The organism is Streptomyces sp. MS06, from assembly GCF_047200655.1.
In the GTDB taxonomy this organism is placed as follows: domain Bacteria; phylum Actinomycetota; class Actinomycetes; order Streptomycetales; family Streptomycetaceae; genus Streptomyces.
In genome coordinates this window covers 62,223-78,983 of sequence record NZ_JBJZOJ010000018.1, presented here as the reverse complement: position 1 = coordinate 78,983, position 16,761 = coordinate 62,223, and the positions used below count along the sequence as shown (strand labels likewise).

Below are 16,761 nucleotides of genomic sequence, written 5' to 3'. Positions count from 1 at the left end.
GGCAGGGCGCTTCCCCACAGCCAATTGTTTGCATTGAATGCAAACAAGTCAAGTTTGCAAGGGCGCCGTCACACGCCCCAGGACTCCCGGAAGGCGATGACCCCTTGCTCGGAAAAGTGGTTCATTAGTAGAGTGGGTAACCAGTTAAGCAATGGAGGCATGATGTCACTCCTCGATGACGGTGGGCCGCTGTTCGCCCAGATCGCCGCCGAGCTGGCGGACCAGATCGCCGACGGCACGGTGGGCGAGGGAGAGCGGGTCGCGTCCAGCAACGAACTCGCGGCGTTCTACCGGGTCAACCCCGCCACGGCGGCACGGAGTCTGACCGCGCTCTCGGACGAGGGCCTGGTGGAGAAGCGGCGGGGCGTCGGCATGTTCGTCGCGCAGGGTGCCCGGGAACGGCTGGTGCGGGCCCGGCGCCGCCGCTTCGCCGACCGCTACGCGCGGCCGCTGGTGGTCGAGGCCGCACGGCTCGGGATCGGGAGCGACGAACTCCTCGGCCTGATCCGCGAGGAGCTGGCCTCGGCCGAAGTGACCACGGGCGGCACGGCTCGCTCGACCGAGGTGACGACGGGCGGCACGGCTCGCTCGACCGAGGTGACCACGGGCGGCACGGCATGACGGCGGCGGTCTCGGTGGCCGGGCTCGGGCGCGGCTTCCGCGGCCACCAGGCACTGTCCGACGTCACCTTCGACATCGGCACACCGTGCATCGCCGGACTGCTGGGCCGCAACGGCGCGGGGAAGACCACACTGCTGCGCATCCTGGCCGGCCAGGAGTTCGCCACCGCCGGAAGCGTGCGGGTGTTCGGGGCGGGGCCGCTGGAGAACGACGCGGTACTGCGCCGGATGATCCTCGTACGGGAGGACCAGACCTACCCCGATCTGCGGATTCGCCATGCGGTCGCCGCGGCCGCGCTGCTGTACCCGAACTGGGACGCCGACCTGGCGGGGACCCTGCTGGAGGCCTACGAGCTGCCGCCGAACCGGCCGATCAAGAAGCTGTCGCGCGGCATGCGGACCGCGCTGGGCATCACCCTCGGGCTGGCCTCCCGCGCCGAACTCACCCTGTTCGACGAGCCGTACGCGGGACTGGACGCCGTCGCCCGCGCCCTCTTCTACGACCAGCTCCTGGCCGACTTCACCGCCCATCCGCGGTGCATCGTGCTCTCGACCCACCTGATCGACGAGGCCGCCGAACTGCTCGACCGCGTTCTGGTCCTCGACCGCGGCCGACTCGTCCTCGACGCGGCCACCGACGACCTGCGCGGCAGCGCCACGATCGTCACCGGTCCGGCCACCGAGGTGGAACGGTTCGCCGCCGGCCGTACGACACTGCACCGGCGCACCATGGGTGCGCAGGCCACGGCGATGATGATCGGCCGGCTCGACGCACGCGACCGGGAACTCGCCGACCACCTGCGCCTGCGGCTGGAAGGCGTCACCCTTCAGCAACTCGCCGTCCACGCGGCCGAACACCACGACCCTTCCGGCCTCACCACAGCGAGGGCATCCTGATGCGCCCCACCCGCCCCACCCGCCCCACCCCGATCGTCGCGGTGGCCCGCTACCTGCTCCTGGACCGCGTCACCTACCTCGTCATGCCCTGGACGTGGGCCGCCTTCGCCTTCGTCATCGACGTCGTGGTCCTGCGACTCACGCCGGCCGGCGGCACCGACCACCGCTGGGTCGGCGGACTGGCCGCGGTCTTCGTGGTCGTGTTCGTGGTGGGCCTGCAGTCCGTCGCACGGGCGCTGCCGTTCGCGCTCTCCCTCGGGATCAGCCGGCGCGGCTACTTCCTCGGGGCCACCTCGCTGGCTCTCGCCCTGGCCGTCGCCTTCGGTCTCGTCGTCGCGGTCGGCCAGGCCGTCGAGCGCAAGACCGGCGGGTGGGGGATGGACATGGGCTACTTCCGCATCCCGTACCTCCTCGACGGGCCCTGGTACCTGTCGTGGCTCACCGCGACGCTCGCCTTCGTGCTGATGTTCGTCTACGGGATGTGGTACGGCCTGGTCCACCGCCGCGCCGGGGCGGTCGGCACCGTGGTCTTCGGCGCGGCACAGCTCAGCGTGCTGGCCCTCGCCGCGGTGGTCGCCACCTGGGTGCACGGTTGGGCGGACGTCGGCCACTTCTTCGTCACCGTCACCGCCGCCGGGGTCACCGGCGTCCTCGGCGCGGTCGTCGCGCTCCTGCTCGCCGGCGGCTTCGCCACCATCCGCCGTCTGAGCGTCTAGCCCCGCGAAGTACGGGTCTGGCGGGGCCCGTCCGGCGGATCGGGCTTGGGACCCGGTCCGCCGGCGGATCGGGCTTTGGGCCCGGTCCGCCGGACAGACGGTCAGGTGAGCGGGATGCGTACCACCTGCGGGTCGTGGTCGCTGAGCTGGTCGGCGAACTCGGAGTTGATGTGGACGACGTCGTAGCCGTACGCCGTGGCCGCGGCGGCCGGCGACAGCAGGATGTGGTCGAGGACCTGGGAGTTGCCCTCGTAGACGTAGGTGTAGCGCTCCGCGGTGGGAAGCGTGCGGGGCAGGTCCACCAGGGCGTTGTCCGCGGTGAGGATGTCGGCGGTCTGGGAGTACTCGTAGTCGTTGAGGTCGCCCAGGACGATGACGGGGGCGTTCGCGTCGACGGCCAGGATCTGGTCGACGAAGTCCTTCACCAGGCCGGCCTGCTCGTGCCGCTGTGTCTCGGAGGAGTGGGCGGGCGGCTGGGAGTGCCCGAACAGCGGCTGGTCGCCGAGTTTGGCGTCGAAGTGGTTGGCGATGACGAAGACCGTCTTCCCCTTCCAGGTGAACTCCCCGGCCAGCGGCTTGCGGCTGGAGGTCCACGCCGAGTCGGTCGGGTCGATCCGGCCGGGCGAGTACCTCAGCGACGGCACGCCGCCGTTGTCGACGACCGAGTCCGCCTTGGTCGCCCGTCCGCCGGCACGGTCGACGAAGGACAGTCCGCGGTCGGTCCGGAACATGAACACGCTGCGGATGTTGCCGCCGGGCTGCCCGCCGTCCTGGTCGTTCTGCGGGTCGATCTGGCGGTAGCCGTAGCTCGGGCCGCCCGCGGCGCTGATCGCGTCGATCAGCTTGCTCATCGTCTGGTCGCAGGCGACGACGCCGTTGTCCGTGGCACCGCTGTTGTCCTGGACCTCCTCCAGGGCGACCAGGTCGGGCGACTTCAGGTTGTCCACGATCTGCCCGGCGAGGCCGTCGAACTTGGACTGCGGATCGGACGGGGCGAGGTTCTCCACGTTGAACGTGGCGGTGGACATCTCGTCGGCCGCGGGCGTCTGCGTGGTCTCCGGCGTGATGCCGCCACCGGTCACCGACGGGGTGCTGGTGGCGTGCAGCGTGAAGTCGCCGAAGGCGTAGTCGAGCACGCCGGTGGTGGCGCCGGAAAGGGTGTCACCGACGTTCACGGTGGGCGTGGGCGCGAGCGCGTCGTCCACGATCACCCGCTCCGGGTTGGGGTCGTCGGGCTGCTGCACGATGCCGCCGCGGTCGGTGCGGGTGGTGCTGCCCTGCGGGACGACGGGTATCTCGCCGTACTTGTTGCGCGGGCCGACCACGGCGGCGTCGTCGATCTCGACGCGCATGCCCTCCATCGACTCCCAGAAGTCGATGCCGTCGTCCGCCGGGTCGAAGACGCCGCTGTTCTCCACGTCTCCGGTGGCGTCGTCCTCGATCACGGTGGCCGGCGGGACACGGCCGCCGGCACCGACCAGGGTGGGCGCGGGCAGCGTCACACCGCTCGCCACGACCGAGACCGTCGGGGCGGTGATCTCGGTGGTGGTCAGGTTGTCGGTGCCGCTGCTGCCGCCGGGGCGGTACTCGCTGACGGTGCCGCCGACGGTCACCGAGTCGGCGACCTGCACCGTCGGCGCGCTGCCGGTGTAGACGAAGATGCCCTCACTGGTCGCGGGGTCGTTGTCGGGCTGCGGGTCCTGCATCCAGAAGCCGGTGGTCGACTCGGCGGTCACCACGCCGGCCAGGTCGCTGACGCTCTGGCCGTTCATCGGGGAGAGGTGGGCGGCGCCCTGGACGTCGTGGATGCGTACGCTCCCACCGCCACCGCCACCGCCGCTGCCGGAGCTGGAGTTGCGGGGGTCGGGCGAGGTGACGGTGAAGTCGGCGGAGTTGTCGTCGGTGTCCGTCGCACCGCCGCCGAGGCGTAGTGCGGCGGTGGTGTTGGAGAGGTTTCCGGTCGGCGCGGTCTCGTACGAGCCGGCGCGGCTGCCGTAGCCGACGAAGTCCCGTACCCCGGCCTGGGTCGCGCAGCCGGTGGCACAGGTCAGTGCGGTGGTGCCGGTGACCAGGGCGACCTTCGCGGAGGTCGCACTCATCGAGGTGCTGCCGGTGGCGTCCGGAGTGGGCAGCGACGCTCCGCCGCCGGCGCCGGCGGCCTCCTGGACCAGGTAGTGGCTGCCCGGCGCGATGCTGCCCGACAGCGGTGTCGTCCGCCAGGTGGAGCCGGAGGCGGAGGCGTACTGCACGGTCCAACCGGACACGGACACCGTGCCGGTGCCGCGGTTGTACAGCTCGACGAAGTCGTTGTGGTACGGCGCTCCGGAGTTGCCCCCGCCGCCGTAGACCTGGCTGATGACGATGTCGGAGGAGACCGCGTACGCGGTGCCCTGGGACGGTGCCAGCAGCCCGCCGACGACGGCGGCCGCGGTGGCGGCCCCCGCCGCACACCGGCGCGCTGTTCTGCCTCCTGAGCTTCTGCTGCCTGACTGCACTGCATTCCTCCCGACGCAGGCGAAACCGACGCCGGGAGCCTTGGCAGCGGAAGCCCCGGCTACGCGCGTCAACCGGTCAACTTTCCGTGAACAAATACGAAAGCGGAAGTCACCGCAGGCCGGTTCGCCGGGTGCGCGTCACCCGGAAGCAGGGATCGAGGAGGTACCGGACGCGGAGGTGTGCGGCCGGGCCGTACGGCGGCTTCCGGGGGAGTTTTCCGCGCGCGGCCGGGGAACGGGAGCGGCCGCGGCGCGCGGCAGGGGCGTGGGGCCCGGGGTACGCTGCTCCCCGCCGCCGGGCCCGGTTCCACCGGGGGTCTCGGACGGCGGACGTCCATCGGGGATCTCGGACGGCGGACGGAAAAGCCCCCCGGTGTGCCCGCTGATCGCGCGGGCACACCGGGGGAATGCGGGACCCCGGCGGGGTCGAACTCAGGTGAGCCAGCCCGGGGCCCGTCGGCTCTCCTGCTCCGCGACGGGGCCCGCCTCCTGGATGTCGTGTTCGGCGATGGCCACGAGCTGCCGGCCCAGGTCGTGCATGGCGCGACCCGCCGCCAGTTCGTCACCGATCTCCGGCACGTCCGCGTCTGCGGGGTTGCGGTGGGCGTCCCCGCGTCCGGTGAGGGAGTTGGCGCCGGTGTCCAGCGCCACGCGCGCCTTCGTGGTCCCCTCCTCCTCGAAGAGGAAGAGGCGGAGGTTCCATTCCGTGGTGTGCGACATCGTTTCCTCCTGGTGCCCTGCACGTGCCTGCACGTGCCTGCTCATGGCCGCTCGTGTCCGCGTGTGCCTGCTCATGGCTGCGTGTGCCTGCGCGCACCTCCGTCATCCGCCGACGGCCCGGTCCGGGAGGTCCGGGGCCGGCAGGTGCGTCTCGATGCGGTGCCGGATCCGGTCGGCGAGTGCGCTCAGCCGCTGGGAGTCCACCGGCCGCGGTGCGGCGGGAGCGCGGATCCGGCGTGCGGCCGGAGGCAGTTCGGCGAGGTCCGCCTCGAACCGGTCCCGGCTCACGGCGAGCGGGGCGGGCGCCGCGAGGCGCCTTCCGTCCCGCATGACCGTCTCCAGCAGCGGCTCGGCGGTGTCGGGCGGCGGCTCGCCGGCGAGTCCGATCACGTCGGCGCACCCGGGGCGGCGGAACACCTGCTTGCGTCCCGGGGCGGTGACCTTGGCCGAGGAGAGTTTCATCACCGGACGGCCCGCGTACTCGACCATCTTGTACGCGGAGTCCAGGAAGGGCGCGTCCGCCGAGACGCCGACGCGGGTACCGACGGCGTACACGTCGATCGGCGCGCCGGAGCGCACCAGGTCGTCGACGGAGTACTCGTCGAGGCCGCCGCTGGCGATGACGCCCACCTCCGGCAGTCCGGCGGCGTCGAGCACGGCGCGCACCCGGACCGCCAGGGCCCCGAGGTCGCCGCTGTCGAGCCGGACACCGGAGCCGGTTCCGCGGGCGGCGCCGTCGAGGTCGCGCAGCACCCGCGCGGCGATCCGCGCGCCCGCCACCGTGTCGTAGGTGTCCACCAGGAAGGTGACCGGGCCCGGGTGGGCGCGGGCGAAGGCGCGGAACGCCTCCTCCTCGCTGCCGAACGCCTCCACGTAGGAGTGCGCCATGGTGCCGACGGCGGGGATGGCCTCGGCGGTGGCGGCCTCGACGTTGCTCGTTCCGGCGAAGCCCACCAGCGCGCCGAGGCGTGCGGCCTGGAAACCGGCCTGCGGGCCGTGGGTGCGGCGGAGCGAGAAGTCCACGAGGGGATGTCCGGCCGCGGCGAGCACGCACCGGGCGGCCTTGGAGGCGATCACGGTGCGGTGGTTGACCTGGTTGAGCAGGTACGTCTCGACGAGCTGGGCCTCCGGCAGCGGCGCGGTCACCTCCAGCAGGGGTTCGCCCGCGAGCACGATCCGGCCCTCCGGAACCGCCCTCACCTGGCCGGTGAACTCGAGTCCGAGCAGCGGGGCCAGGTCGCGTTCGGGGCGGTGCAGCGCCGCGGCGTAGGCGGCGACGTCCTCCTCGGTGACGTGCAGGCCGGAGAGGAAGTCCAGGGCCGCCTCGGCGCCGGCCGCGACGAGGAAGCCCCGCTCGGGCGGGAGGTCGCGGACGAACAGGCTGAAGGTGGCCGGCTCCGTCATGCCCTCGCGCAGGTAAGACATCGCCATGGTGACCTCGTACAGATCGGTGGTCGTCGCCTCGGACATCCGGATCACCTCCACCCGTGGTGCCGCCCGCCCCGCCTCCTGCCCTGCACCTCATCCCATGGTCCGACGGCGGTGGGGCATCGGGGGACGGGCCGAACGTCCCGCGATCGGGGCCGAACCGGCCGGGGAGGGCGGCGAAGCGGCAGGGAGGGGGCGAACCGCCGGAGATCCGGCTGCCCGGAGGCGCTCCGGGGACGTTCCGGGGACGTTCCGGGGTGGTGGGGAGGCGGCCCGGGGACGGTCCGGAGGGGGCGCGGAGGTGGTCTCGCCACCTCCCCGACCTGCCGACGTTGCATGTTCATACGTTGTGTTGCATAGTCTTGCCATGTCCAAAGTCCTCACCTCTCTTCCCGCCGGCGAGCGGGTCGGCATCGCTTTCTCCGGCGGACTCGACACCTCGGTCGCCGTCGCCTGGATGCGCGACAAGGGTGCGATCCCCTGCACCTACACCGCCCACATCGGCCAGTACGACGAGCCCGACATCGCATCCGTGCCCGACCGTGCCACCGCGTACGGCGCCGAGATCGCCCGGCTCGTCGACTGCCGAGCCGCGCTGGTCGAGGAGGGGCTGGCCGCGCTCGCCTGCGGCGCGTTCCACATCCGCTCCGGCGGCCGCCCGTACTTCAACACCACGCCGCTGGGCCGCGCCGTGACCGGCACGCTGCTGGTGCGGGCGATGCTGGAGGACGGGGTGCAGATCTGGGGCGACGGCTCCACGTTCAAGGGCAACGACATCGAGCGGTTCTACCGGTACGGGCTGCTCGCCAACCCGCACCTGCGGATCTACAAGCCCTGGCTGGACGCGGACTTCGTCACCGAACTCGGCGGCCGCAAGGAGATGTCGGAGTGGCTGCTCACGCACGGGCTGCCCTACCGGGACCCGACCGAGAAGGCGTACTCCACGGACGCCAACATCTGGGGCGCCACCCACGAGGCGAAGACCCTGGAGCACCTCGACACCGGCCTGGAGACCGTCCAGCCCATCATGGGTGTGCGGTTCTGGGACCCGGAGGTCGAGATCGCCGCGGAGGACGTGACGATCGGCTTCGACCAGGGGCGTCCGGTCACCGTCAACGGCAAGGAGTTCGCCTCCCCCGTCGACCTCGTCATGGAGGTCAACGCGATCGGCGGCCGGCACGGACTCGGCATGTCCGACCAGATCGAGAACCGGATCATCGAGGCCAAGAGCCGCGGCATCTACGAGGCTCCCGGCATGGCCCTGCTGCACATCGCCTACGAGCGGCTGGTCAACGCGATCCACAACGAGGACACCCTGGCCGCGTACCACAACGAGGGCCGCCGGCTCGGCCGGCTGCTCTACGAGGGCCGCTGGCTGGACCCGCAGGCGCTGATGGTGCGGGAGTCGCTGCAGCGCTGGGTCGGCGCGGCGATCACCGGAGAGGTCACCCTGCGGCTGCGGCGCGGCGAGGACTACTCGGTGCTCGACACCCGGGGCCCGGCGCTCAGCTACCACCCGGACAAGCTCTCCATGGAGCGCACCGAGGACTCGGCGTTCGGCCCGGTGGACCGGATCGGCCAGCTCACCATGCGGAACCTGGACATCGCCGACTCCCGCGCGCGGCTGGAGCAGTACGCGGGCCTGGGCCTCGTCGGCACCGGCCACCCGACCCCGATCGGGGCCGCGCAGGCCGCGTCGACCGGGCTCATCGGCGCCATGGACCAGGGCGGTGCCGAGGCGATCGCCTCCCGCGGCGAGGCCGCCGAGGAGCAGGAGACGCTGCTGGACCGCGCCGCGATGGAGTCCGGCACGGACTGACCGACTCGCGACCCGCGGCCCCGGCCGCGGGTCGGAGGCCCCCACCGCGGGTCGGTCCACGGACCACAGGCCGGATCACAAGCCGATCACAAGCCGGATCACAAGCCGGACCACAGGCCAGTCCCGGCGTCGGGACCGGCGTCGGGGCCCGTGACCGGCCGCGGGCCGCGGGCCTCGGGGCCCGTGACCGGCTGGCGGCCGCGAGCCGCGGGCTCCGCACCGGCTCAGCCGGCGTCGTGCCAGCCGTCCGGCGCCACCCCCGCCACCGTGAAACCGATCACCGATCCGCCGCCCTCCCGGTGCTGCGCGAACGGCGCTCCGCCGTGTGCCAGGGCCACCTCGCGCACGATGGAAAGGCCCAGACCGGAACCCGGCAGGGAGCGGGCGTCGGCGGCCCGGTAGAAGCGGTCGAACACGTGCAGCAGGTCGCCGTCGGTGATGCCGGGCCCGCGGTCGAGCACCTCGACGCGCACCGTGCCGGCCCTGCCCGGCCCGGACACGCTGATCTCGATCGGCGCGCTGCCGTCGCGGTCGAACTTCGCCGCGTTCTCCACCAGGTTCGACAGCGCCCGCTGGAGCGAACCGGCGCGGCCGTACGTCGTGGTGTCGCCGCTCGCGCGCAGCTCCACGGTGCGCCCGGTGCGGCGGCCGGTCAGGCCGGCGACGTCCTCGGCGATCTCCGCGAGGTCCACCGTCTGCGGCGGCTCGCTGTCGGACTGCCCGGCCGCCAGGTCGACCAGCTCGTTGACCAGGTCGGTCAGCTCCCGGGCCTCCTGGGAGAGGTCGGCGACCAGTTCCTCGCGGGTGCCGGGCGGCAGCTCGTCGATGCGCCGCAGCAGCGAGATGTTGGTACGCAGCGACGTCAGCGGCGTCCGCAGTTCGTGCCCGGCGTCCTGGACCAGCCGCCGCTGGTCCTCCTCCGACTGGGCGAGCCGGCCCAGCATGCGGTCGAAGGCGCGGCCCAGGCGACCCACCTCGTCATAGCCGGTGACGGGCACCTGGACACCCAGTCGGCGGGTGCGGGCGACATCCTCCGCGGCGGAGGTGAGGACGACCAGGCGCCGGGTGATCCGCCGGGCCAGCCACCAGCCGAACAGTCCGGCCAGCACCACGACCGCCGCCATCAGCAGCAGCGTGCGCCGCTGCAGCGCCCGCAGCAGGTCCTCGGTGTCGCTGAACTCCTGCGCGACCTGGACCGCACCGCGGCCGCCGCCCAGCGAGACGGTGGCGACGCGGTAGACGTCGCTGCCGACGCCGACGTCCTTGTGGACGGCCAGCCTCCCGGCGGTCCCGGCACGGGCCACGGACAGGTCCGCGGCGGACACCGGCAGCGCCGGACGCCCTGCGTCGGCCACCCCGCCGTCCGGCCCCAGCACCTGCACGTTCGTCCGGGCCGGGCGGACGACGTCGTGGCCCGGCGCCGAGGAGGAGAAGTCCTGCGCCGTCATCCGGTGCCCGCGCACCTCCGCCCGCACGTCCTGGACGACCTCGTCGAACACCGACTGCTGGTCCACCCGCACCAGCCGGGCGGCGGAGCCGTAGGAGAGGATGCCGACGAGGACGGTCACGGCGGCCGTGACGGCCGCGAAGGACACCGCGAACGTGGTGCGCAGCGACACGAGCCCCGGCCTCCGCCGCACCAGCAGGCGGCGGACCCTCCCCACTCAGTCCTCCCGCAGTACGTAACCCACGCCGCGGACCGTGTGGATCAGCTGGGGCGCGCCCGGGGCGTCGAGTTTGCGGCGCAGGTAGCCGACGTAGACCGCCAGGTTCTTGGAGCCCGGACCGAAGTCGTAGCCCCAGATCCGGTCGTAGATGGTGGCATGGTCGAGCACGATCCCGGCGTTGCGCACCAGCAGTTCCAGCAGCTCGAACTCGGTGCGGGTCAGCTCCAGTTCCCGACCGTTCCGCCAGACCCTGCGCGCCTGCGGGTCCATGCGCAGCCCGGCCGTCTCGAGCAGCCGCTCCCCGCCCTGCGGCTGGGCGGCGGCACCGCCCGCCCCCTCGGCCGGGGAGCCGTCCTCCGCGGAACCCGCCGCGGCCCCGCCCCCGGACGCGGCCGTACCGCCCGCCGCACTGCCGGTCGGGCTGCCGGTCGGGCTGCCGGTCGGGGCGGTGCGGCGCAGGAGGGCGCGCAGCCGGGCGAAGACCTCCTCGACGTCGAACGGCTTGACGACGTAGTCGTCGGCGCCCGCGTCCAGCCCGGCGATGCGGTCGGCGGTCTCCACGAGCGCCGTCAGCATCAGGATCGGGGTGCGGTCCCCCTCGGCGCGCAGCACCCGGCAGACCTGCAGACCGTCTATACCGGGCATCATCACGTCCAGCACCAGCACGTCCGGCGGGCTCTTGTGGGCCTGCGCCAGTGCCTCGACACCGTCGGCGACCGCGGTGACGTGGTAGCCCTCCAGACTCAGGGCGCGTTCCAGGGCGTGGCGGATGGCGCGGTCGTCTTCGGCGAGGAGCACTGTCTGGGGCACGTGACCAGTGTGCCAAGGCCTGAAGCGGCGCGGCGGGGCGGAGTGAAGGGGCGGTCGCGTTCTTACCCGGATCTCACCGTCCGGGCCCGACCCGCGCCACCCCTGCCCCTACCCGCGCCCCTGCCCCCGTCCCCGTCCCCGTCCCCGTCCCCGTCCCCGGAGAGTGCACGCCGGCCCTCCCAGCCCGGGCCCGCCGTCCCCGGCCCCCGCCCGCCCACCGCGGTCGCGGGCACGAGCGCGGGCGCCGTGAACGCGGACGGGGGCGCGGGCCGGTCTCAGGGCACCAGGACCAGCCGTCCCCGCACCCCGCCCTCCGCCAGCCGGGCGTGCGCCTTGGCGGCGTCGGCCAAGGCGAACGTCTCGGCGACCCGGAGGGTCAGCACTCCCTCCTCCACCAGCCGGACCAGCTCGGCGAGCCGCGACCCGTCCGCGGTGACCGCCACCGCCGCGGTGCGCACCCCGCGCACCGGAGCGGGGTGGGCCTGCGGGATGACGCCGGCGTAGGCGCCGCCGTCCCGCACCCACGCCAGGGCCCGCTCCCCGAGCACCGCGGCGTCGAGCACGGCGTCCGCCCGCGGCAGCGCTCCGCCGCCCTCGCCCTCCAGGGCCTCGACGGTGGTGAAGGAGGCCGCTCCGAGGGACCGTACGAGTTCCTCGTCGTCCTCCCGGGCCAGCCCGGTCACCGCGATGCCGCGGTGCGCGGCCAACTGCACGGCGAATCCGCCGACCGCTCCCGCCGCCCCCGTCACCAGCAGGGTCCGGCCCTCCTCCAGGTCGAGCAGATCCAGTGCCTGGGCGGCGGTGAGCGCGTTCAGCGGCAGCGTCGCCGCACGCACCGCGTCCACTCCGGCGGGCGCCGGGGCCACTGCGCCCGTGTCGACGACGACGTACTCGGCATGCGCTCCCAGCGGCCTCATCAAGCCGGGGGCGAGCGCGACCACCTCGTCGCCGACATTCCAGACGCCGGCCGCGTCGGCCGACTCGACGGTCCCGGCCACGTCCCAGCCGAGCCCGACCGGCCCGTCGCCGCCCCCGAAGAGGCCGGACCGCACCCCCGCGTCCACCGGGTTCAGCGTGGCCGCCGCCACCTTGATCCGCACCTCCCCGGCGGCGGGCTCCGGCCGCGCCGTCTCCACCACCTCCACGACCTCGGGTCCGCCGAAGGCGTTCACGACCACTGCGCGCATGACTGCAGAGCTCCTCGTCCAGGGGTCGCGGTGCTCGATCGCACCGCGAGGGGGGCGCCGGGGCGGGAAGCCCCGTGCGCTGTCTCCGCGACCCTAGAAAGAGCTACTATCTCTTGGTAAGTAGTTACCTGAGAGTGCGTACGTATCCAGAAGGAGAGCCATGCCGACCACGACGGCCGCCCAGCGCCGCGAGCAGGCCCGTCTCGCGTACGACGCCTTCCTCCGCGACTGCCCGACCAACCAGCTCCTCGGCCGGCTCAGCGACAAGTGGGTCAGCCTGGTCGTCGCCGCGCTGTCCTCCGGCTCCCTGCGCTACAGCGACCTCGGCCGCCGCATCGCGGGCGTGAGCCCCAAGATGCTCACCCAGACGCTGCGCGGCCTGGAACGCGACGGCCTGATCACCCGGACCGTCACACCCTCCGTCCCGGTCCGCGTCGACTACGCCCTCACCCCGCTCGGCCTCAGCCTCGCGCGGCTGCTGACGGCCGTGAAGGACTGGGCGGAGACCCACTTCGACGAGGTCCACGCGGCCCGCGACCGCTACGACGCGCAGATCGCCACGGCCGACGGCGCGGAGGCGGCGAAGGGCTCCCCGAACTCGTAGGCCCCGGCGCACGCGAGCAGACGCCACGCCCGCAGGAGCCCTCGGGACAGGCACCACTCGCGCAGGAGCCTTCGGGACAGGCACCACTCGCGCAGGAGCCTTCGGGGCACGCGACCTCGGGGCAGGCGAGGGCGAGGAGGCCGAGCGGGCCGCGTCAGAAGTAGTACGAGTCCCCGGTGTCGAGGACCAGGACACGCTGGCGGCCGTCGGGCCGGCTGTCCGGACGGTCGCGGTCGGCAGCGCCGCCGTTCCACAGCGTGCCGACCTCCAGGACCGTCTCACCCGGCCGCTCGCGCAGCCGCACCGCGAGTGCGATCCGCTCGCCGACCCCGTCCGCGGCGATCGGCCCCGTACGGCAGACCACCTCGAGTGCCCCGATCCGCGCGCACCCCGGCGGCAGCGCGGGCTGCCGCGCGGCGAGCGGCGCCGACCAGCGCAGTCGCACCGCCGCGTCCGGCACCGCCGCCGACCCGTGGTTGCGCGGGGTGAACCGCACGTCCACCAGGCCGCCGCGCAGGGTCGCCGACCCGTGGTAGGCCAGATCAGCGCCGGGCGCCGCCGCCCGGGCAGAACCTCCCGCGAACAGCAGGGACACCGCGGCGAGCAGGGCGCCACCGCCCCTCACAGCACTCCGCACGACAAACCACTCCTCACCCGTGCCGTCGGCACCGCCGTCGAGGCGGCCGCAAGCATGTATCCCCCGCCACGGCGGCCACAGGCGCCGTCCAACAGGTGACGCGGGCACGGTCGGAGGGCCGACGGCGTGAACCTCAGAGTGAGGCGGAGAACAGCAGAGGACGGCGGTGGACGGCCGAGGACGGCAACCGGCAGCAGCCGGCGGGTGAAGGCGGAACCGGGTGAAGGCCGTCGGCGGACGGCCGGCGGCCGACGGACGGGGGGTGGAGGCCGGCATGGGAGGCTGCCCGCATGATGGTCCTCCGGTCCGCCGCGCTGTTCCTCCTCGCCGCACTGTTCGAGATCGGCGGCGCCTGGCTGGTCTGGCAGGGCGTGCGGGAGCACCGCGGCTGGCTGTGGGCGGCCGGCGGCGTACTCGCCCTCGGCGCCTACGGCTTCGTCGCCACCTTCCAGCCCGACGCGCACTTCGGCCGCGTCCTCGCCGCCTACGGCGGCGTGTTCGTCGCCGGTTCGCTCCTGTGGGGAGTGGTCGCGGACGGCTACCGCCCGGACCGCTGGGACGTGGCCGGGGCACTGGTCTGCCTGGCCGGCATGGCCCTGATCATGTGGGCGCCCCGGAGCAACGGCTGACCAGCCCGCGGCACCCCGCGGCACCCCGCGATCCCGGAAACGCGCCGCTCCCGGTCCGGCCGCCGGGACTGGACCGGCCGCGGTCGGGTCCGCGGCCGTCGCCTACCCTTGACGCGGCCGGACCGGCGCACGGACCAGCGCCTCGGACCGGCACCCGCACGACCCCAGCCGGGACCAGTGCCCGAACCGAGGAGCAGCCCCATGGCCACCGCCGCACCGTCCGCCGCCTCCCGCATCGCCGTCGTCACCGGCGCGAGCAGCGGCATCGGCGCCGCCACGGCCCGACAGCTCGCCGCGGCCGGGTACCGGGTGGTGCTGACCGCCCGCCGCAAGGACCGCATCGAGGCGCTGGCGGAGGAGTTGACCGCGGCCGGGCACTCGGCGACGGCGTACCCGCTGGACGTCACCGACCGGGCCGCCGTCGACGAGTTCGCCACCGCGTTCCGCACCGTCGGCGTCCTGGTCAACAACGCGGGCGGGGCGCTGGGCGCCGACCCGGTGGCGACCGGCGACCCCGACGACTGGCGCACCATGTACGAGACGAACGTCCTCGGCACCCTGCACCTCACCCAGGCGCTGCTGCCCAGACTGGAGGCGAGCGGCGACGGCACCGTCGTGGTCGTCTCCTCGACCGCGGGCCACGGCGTGTACGAGGGCGGCGCGGGCTACGTCGCCGCCAAGCACGGTGCGCACGTCCTCGCTGAGACGCTCCGCCTGGAGATCGTGGGGCGGCCGGTCCGCGTCATCGAGATCGCGCCCGGCATGGTGAAGACCGACGAGTTCGCGCTGACCCGCTTCGGCGGCGACCAGGACCGGGCGGCGAAGGTCTACGAGGGCGTCGCCGACCCGCTGACCGCCGACGACGTCGCCGACACCATCACCTGGGCGGTCACCCGGCCGAGCCACGTCAACGTGGACCTCCTCGTGGTCCGGCCGCGGGCCCAGGCCTCCAACACCAAGGTGCACCGGGAGCGCTGACGTTCCGGCCGCCGGCCGGAGCCGCCCGAGGGCGGTGCCGGGACCCGGCCGGTCCCGCGCGCAGGCCCCGCGCCGCCCGGTGGCGGGGCCCCGGCACCGGGCGGCAGCCGTACCGGTGCCCGGCCTCCCGCCGCGTCCCGGGCCTCGACGGCGGCCCCCGGGCCCGCCGGGCGGGGCCGGCTTGCCAGGATGAGCGGCGTGGACAGACACGTACCCTTCGAGGCCCTGCACAACTTCCGCGACCTGGGCGGCTACCGGGTCGGCGACGGCGGCCGCCGCATCCGCGCGGGCGCGCTGTACCGCTCGGACTCGCTGGGCAAGCTCGCCGCGGGCACCGCGGACTGGGACCGCTTCCTGGCACTGGGCGTCGGCACGGTGATCGACCTGCGGTACCCCTGGGAGATCGCCGGGCGGGGGCGCGTCCCGGAGCACCCCTCCTTCGCGTACCACAACCTGAGCATCGAGCACCGCCCGTACGACCAGCCGTCCCTGGGTGCCGAGGTCGACCCGGGCCCGTTCCTCGCCGAACGCTTCATGGAGGTCGCCGAGGACGGGGTGAAGGAGATCCGGCGGGCGCTGGAGCTGGTGGCCGGGGCCGCCGAAACGCGCACCCCGCTGGTCTTCCACTGCGCCTCCGGCAAGGACCGCACGGGCCAGCTCGCCGCCCTCGTGCTCGGTCTGCTCGGCGCGGACGCGGCCACGATCACCGAGGACTTCAGCCTCACCGAGCTGGCCGCCCCGGCGCTGCTCGCCGAGTGGCGGGCCCGCAACGAGGGCCGCTCCCCGGCCTGGCCGGCGTACGGCCGCGCGCCCGAGTCGGTGATGCGCCTGTTCCTCGGCGCTCTCGCGGAACGCCACGGATCGGTCGGGGGCTACGTGCGCCAGGCCCTCGGCATGGACGCCGAGGACCTCGCGGCGACCCTGCGCGACCACCTCCTGGAACCGGTGCCGACGGACCGGCCGCCGCTGGCGTACCGCCGTGCGGTCCCGGACGACGCGGCCTCGCTGGTCCGGCTCCGCGACACGGCCGCCCTGTGGCAGCTCGCCCGGGGCATCCGCCAGTGGCTGCCCGGGGAGAAGGACGCGGAGCACTTCCGCCACCGGATGCGGGAGGGCGAGGTCTGGTTCGCCCTCAGCGGGGGCCGGCCGGCCGGTGCCTGGGAGCTGTGGTGGGACGATCCGGCCGCCTGGGGCCCCCGCCCGCCCGACGCGGGCTACATCCACCGCCTGATGACGGTCCCGCACACGGCCCCGCCCGGCACCGGCCGGCGCATGCTCGCCGAGGCGGAGGCCCGGATCGCCGCGGTGGGCCGCACCTTCGCCCGCCTGGACTGCCTGGCCGACAACCCGCGCCTGCGCGGGTACTACGAGGCGGCGGGCTACCGGGTGGTCGGCGAGCAGCCCGGCAAGCAGGACGGCGCCGGAGGGAGCCCGTACGCGGTCACGCTGCTGGAGAAGCGGCTGACCGGTTGACGGCCGTACCGGCTCAGCGGTTGACGGTCGTACCGGCTGACCGGTTGACGGCCGTACCGGCTCAGCGGTTGACGGTCGTAC

The 16,761-nt window shown here is 73.9% G+C and carries 15 protein-coding genes; 8 read left to right on the top strand and 7 right to left on the bottom strand.

Annotated features, from left to right (window positions below):
• Window positions 1–162 precede the first annotated feature (162 nt).
• From ACL02U_RS12490 to ACL02U_RS12480, 3 genes are read left to right on the top strand one after another with little or no spacing between them, the layout of a single operon-like run.
• Window positions 163–621 carry a GntR family transcriptional regulator gene (locus tag ACL02U_RS12490; protein WP_412790818.1) on the top strand — a complete coding sequence of 153 codons (459 nt, stop codon included), beginning with the start codon at window positions 163–165 and terminating at the stop codon, window positions 619–621.
• Window positions 618–1,517, top strand: a complete 900-nt coding sequence (locus tag ACL02U_RS12485; RefSeq protein WP_412790817.1) for an ABC transporter ATP-binding protein — start codon at window positions 618–620, stop codon at window positions 1,515–1,517. The genes ACL02U_RS12490 and ACL02U_RS12485 overlap by 4 nt, the downstream gene beginning before the upstream one ends.
• Entirely contained in the window at window positions 1,517–2,233 is a 717-nt protein-coding gene (locus ACL02U_RS12480) for a hypothetical protein (protein ID WP_412790816.1), read from the top strand. The genes ACL02U_RS12485 and ACL02U_RS12480 overlap by 1 nt, the downstream gene beginning before the upstream one ends.
• A gap of 101 nt (window positions 2,234–2,334) precedes the next feature.
• Here the strand turns inward: ACL02U_RS12480 and ACL02U_RS12475 are convergent, their stop codons facing one another.
• The 3 genes from ACL02U_RS12475 to ACL02U_RS12465 form a co-directional block, all read right to left on the bottom strand.
• Window positions 2,335–4,728 (bottom strand): lamin tail domain-containing protein, encoded by a 2,394-nt coding sequence (locus ACL02U_RS12475; protein WP_412790815.1) that lies wholly within the window; start codon window positions 4,726–4,728, stop codon window positions 2,335–2,337.
• A gap of 432 nt (window positions 4,729–5,160) precedes the next feature.
• The gene (locus tag ACL02U_RS12470) at window positions 5,161–5,448 is read right to left on the bottom strand and encodes a DUF1876 domain-containing protein (RefSeq protein WP_412790814.1); all 288 of its coding nucleotides are present in this window, start codon (window positions 5,446–5,448) and stop codon (window positions 5,161–5,163) included.
• A 102-nt stretch (window positions 5,449–5,550) separates the two neighbouring features.
• On the bottom strand, window positions 5,551–6,918 hold the full coding sequence (locus ACL02U_RS12465) for a nicotinate phosphoribosyltransferase (RefSeq protein ID WP_412790813.1): 1,368 nt from the start codon (window positions 6,916–6,918) through the stop codon (window positions 5,551–5,553).
• Between the two features lie 325 nt (window positions 6,919–7,243).
• Here ACL02U_RS12465 and argG point away from each other — a divergent pair, with 325 nt between their 5' ends.
• Complete coding sequence (gene argG, locus ACL02U_RS12460) at window positions 7,244–8,695, top strand: argininosuccinate synthase (RefSeq protein WP_412790812.1); 1,452 nt, start codon at window positions 7,244–7,246, stop codon at window positions 8,693–8,695.
• Window positions 8,696–8,919: 224 nt separating this feature from the next.
• Here argG and ACL02U_RS12455 read toward each other — a convergent pair whose 3' ends face one another.
• The 3 genes from ACL02U_RS12455 to ACL02U_RS12445 form a co-directional block, all read right to left on the bottom strand.
• Window positions 8,920–10,359: an ATP-binding protein gene (locus tag ACL02U_RS12455; protein ID WP_412790811.1), complete on the bottom strand. Its 1,440-nt coding sequence runs from the start codon at window positions 10,357–10,359 to the stop codon at window positions 8,920–8,922.
• A complete protein-coding gene (locus ACL02U_RS12450; protein ID WP_412790810.1) occupies window positions 10,360–11,172 on the bottom strand; it encodes a response regulator transcription factor in 813 nt (270 codons plus the stop codon).
• A 275-nt stretch (window positions 11,173–11,447) separates the two neighbouring features.
• Window positions 11,448–12,359 carry an NADP-dependent oxidoreductase gene (locus ACL02U_RS12445; RefSeq protein ID WP_412790809.1) on the bottom strand — a complete coding sequence of 304 codons (912 nt, stop codon included), beginning with the start codon at window positions 12,357–12,359 and terminating at the stop codon, window positions 11,448–11,450.
• 160 nt (window positions 12,360–12,519) lie between these two features.
• On the opposite strand from ACL02U_RS12445, the gene ACL02U_RS12440 reads away from it, so the two are divergent.
• Window positions 12,520–12,963, top strand: coding sequence for a winged helix-turn-helix transcriptional regulator (locus tag ACL02U_RS12440; RefSeq protein WP_412790808.1), 444 nt, complete (start codon window positions 12,520–12,522; stop codon window positions 12,961–12,963).
• Window positions 12,964–13,117: 154 nt separating this feature from the next.
• Here ACL02U_RS12440 and ACL02U_RS12435 read toward each other — a convergent pair whose 3' ends face one another.
• Entirely contained in the window at window positions 13,118–13,600 is a 483-nt protein-coding gene (locus tag ACL02U_RS12435) for a hypothetical protein (protein WP_412790807.1), read from the bottom strand.
• A gap of 290 nt (window positions 13,601–13,890) precedes the next feature.
• On the opposite strand from ACL02U_RS12435, the gene ACL02U_RS12430 reads away from it, so the two are divergent.
• The 3 genes from ACL02U_RS12430 to ACL02U_RS12420 all read left to right on the top strand — a co-directional run bounded on the left by ACL02U_RS12430 (window position 13,891) and on the right by ACL02U_RS12420 (window position 16,680).
• Window positions 13,891–14,229 (top strand): YnfA family protein, encoded by a 339-nt coding sequence (locus tag ACL02U_RS12430; protein ID WP_412790806.1) that lies wholly within the window; start codon window positions 13,891–13,893, stop codon window positions 14,227–14,229.
• A gap of 201 nt (window positions 14,230–14,430) precedes the next feature.
• Window positions 14,431–15,207 carry an SDR family NAD(P)-dependent oxidoreductase gene (locus ACL02U_RS12425; protein ID WP_412790805.1) on the top strand — a complete coding sequence of 259 codons (777 nt, stop codon included), beginning with the start codon at window positions 14,431–14,433 and terminating at the stop codon, window positions 15,205–15,207.
• Window positions 15,208–15,405: 198 nt separating this feature from the next.
• Entirely contained in the window at window positions 15,406–16,680 is a 1,275-nt protein-coding gene (locus ACL02U_RS12420; protein WP_412790804.1) for a GNAT family N-acetyltransferase, read from the top strand.
• Window positions 16,681–16,761: the final 81 nt, after the last annotated feature.